Source organism: Pedobacter sp. 01N416 (assembly GCF_056399685.1).
In genome coordinates this window covers 1-2,691 of sequence record NZ_JBFTRT010000634.1, presented here as the reverse complement: position 1 = coordinate 2,691, position 2,691 = coordinate 1, and the positions used below count along the sequence as shown (strand labels likewise).

Sequence of the window (2,691 nt, the reverse complement as noted above, 5' to 3'; positions counted from 1 at the left end):
GTTTCAGGGTTACGCCTTGAATGATAAGAAGGGTTTTCTGGAACTTAATATCAGTGAACAGGAAGTTAGTGATGTTTTCGATGGCCTGATCGATTTGGTCACGGCCGTGCGGACGCTGATGGAACAAGGCAAGATTGAAGGAATAGGGGCATAGACGGACTTTACAGTTCAATTTCTAATTTTTTTACGTCTTAAATCAATCAAAATGAAGCTTAAATTATGCTTCCTGCTACTGCTATGCCCAGTTTTTTGGGTGCATGCCCAGGATAAAAACTTATCAGTTACCCCAGGGGCTGCAAATAATCGAGGATTAGCTATAGGGCAGCAGGCGCCGGATGTACTTATACAGAATATTTCAGGCCTCAATGGATCAGATAAAACGCCGGTAGCCCTGCCGCTTTCAGCCTTTAAGGGCAAACTGCTCATCGTGGATTTCTGGGCAACATGGTGTGCGCCCTGTATTGCCATGATTCCTAAAATGGAGGCCTTACAGGAAGAATTTAACGGCCGTGTGCAGTTCCTCCCGGTAGCTTATCAGTCCTTTAAAGAGGTCGATGCCTTTTATAAAAAGCTGCAGCAGCAGACCGGTAAATCTGTGTCGCTGCCGATGGTTACAGCAGATACGACACTGGTCCGGCTTTTTCCCCATCAGACCCTCCCGCATTATGTATGGATAGGCGGGGATGGTGTTGTAAAGGCCATAACCGACCGGCAGGCGATCTCTGCTGAAAATATAAAAGCCTTATTAGCCGCAGGATCGTTAGAACTGAAAGTTAAAAAGGATGAGAAAATGCTTTATGATACCAGTAAGCCTTTGTTTTTTGAGGGAGAGGATCTCGATAACGGTATTTTTCGATCTCAGCTTTCAGGTTATATCACCAATATCGGCCGCGGGATCTATAAAGACGTAGACGTACAATCAGGAGGACCTGTGAGACGCATTACCGGGCGTAACCTGACCATTCCCGAACTGTTCCGGATAGCCTATAAAAAAGAAAAAAAAGAAACGGTGCTCGAAGATGGACTGGTGGAAGAATTTGAGCCCAAAAAGCTAGTCAGCGCAGATTTTCTGGACTGGTTGAAGCAGGGCAGGGGATATTGTTATGAGCTCATGATTAACCAGCAATCCAGCGCTCGGACATATGCCTTGATGCAGGATGAGCTCAAGGGATTTTTCTCGGATTACCGGGTAGGACTGGAAAAAAGGAAAGTAAAGGCGCTGGCATTGGTGCGCACCTCTTCAACAGATAAACTCCGTACCTCGGGTGGGCAGCCCTCGGTTTACGTAGACGGCTTTGGATGCAAATTAACGAGTTGCTTCCTCTCTGTTTTCATTGAAAGGTTACAGGTTCCGTTACAAGGGAATCCACTTCCGATGATTGACCAGACCGGATATACAGGCATGGTTGACCTGGAGTTCACGGCCAATACGGGCAGTATTGAGCAGATCAATAAAGCGCTCGCCCGCTATGACCTGCGCTTTGTTGAAAAGCCTGCAGAGATCGAAATGCTCATTATCCGTAAACGCTAACGCACAAATTTTAATTATGAAGAAAATTATTATACTATATCTCGCTACGCTGTTTCTGCTTTACAGTTTACCGCTCAATGCCCAACAGCCCATAAAAGAAATAAAGGGCAAAGTTGTGGCGGCTGACGGGCGGATTCCCCTGATTGGAGCCACCGTTAAAATGGAAGAATCCGGTGAGGCGGTCCTGACTGACCAGACGGGAAGTTTCGCTTTAAAGACCACACTTTCCGGCGTCAACCTACAGGTAACCTATCTTGGCTATCAGCAGGTGAGCCTGAAGGTATCCGCTAACGATAAGCCGGTCTTGATTATACTGGCTGCTGCAACAGCACAATTAAATGAAGTGGTCGTTTCTACCGGTTATCAGACTCTGCCTGCCGGCAGGGCCACAGGATCTTTTGTTCAGGTGGATAACAAACTGCTCAACCGCAGGGTGAGCACAGGCGTGCTGGAACGGCTGGAAGATGTCACTCCTGGCCTGCTTTTCAACAAAGGCAGGTCGGCAGGGGCGGGCCTGATTAGTGTGCGGGGACAAAATACCATATATGGCAATTCCAGTCCATTGATTGTACTGGATAATTTTCCATATGATGGGGATATCAATAATATTAATCCCAATGATGTAGAGAGCATTTCAGTGCTCAAGGATGCTGCTGCGGCTTCCATCTGGGGTTCCCGTGCCGGAAACGGTGTGATTGTGATTACAACCAAAAAAGGACGTTATAGCCAGCCCCTGAAAGTCGGCTTTAATGCCAATGCGACAATGGGTGATAAACCAGATATTTTTTATCAGCCCAGGATGTCTGCTGCAGATTTCATAGGCGTCGAAAAAGCACTTTTTGACAAAGGCTTTTACCTTAATGCCGAAACTGGCTTTAATAATCCCGCGATAACGCCGGTAGTGGAACTGCTGATTGCCCGCAGGGATGGTAAAATCTCAGCGGATCAGGCTGATGCGCAGATTAGTGCTTTAGCTTCAAATGATGTGCGGAATGACTTTGACAACTATTTTTACCGTAAAAGTATTAACCAGCAGTATGCCCTGAATTTTAGTGGTGGCAGCGAAATCCAGCGCTTTAACCTGTCGGGAGGATATGACCATAACCAGGATAACCTGGTAGGAAACGGTTTTGACCGCTATACCTTTAACGGCGGACAGT

General features: G+C 46.8%; 2 protein-coding genes. Both read left to right on the top strand.

The genetic code is table 11. From position 1 onward, the window contains the following. The first annotated feature begins 205 nt into the window (after positions 1-205). The gene (locus AC1DND_RS24995) at positions 206-1,531 is read left to right on the top strand and encodes a TlpA family protein disulfide reductase (RefSeq protein ID WP_477585252.1); all 1,326 of its coding nucleotides are present in this window, start codon (positions 206-208) and stop codon (positions 1,529-1,531) included. A 16-nt stretch (positions 1,532-1,547) separates the two neighbouring features. Next, positions 1,548-2,691, top strand: a 1,144-nt coding sequence (locus AC1DND_RS24990; protein WP_477585251.1) for a carboxypeptidase-like regulatory domain-containing protein, incomplete at its 3' end; no start/stop codon positions are given.

What these genes read in the sequence shown, in the direction of transcription:
- AC1DND_RS24995 (WP_477585252.1), top strand. Translation starts at nt 206, where the DNA reads ATGAAGCTTAAATTATGCTTCCTGCTACTGCTATGCCCAGTTTTTTGG.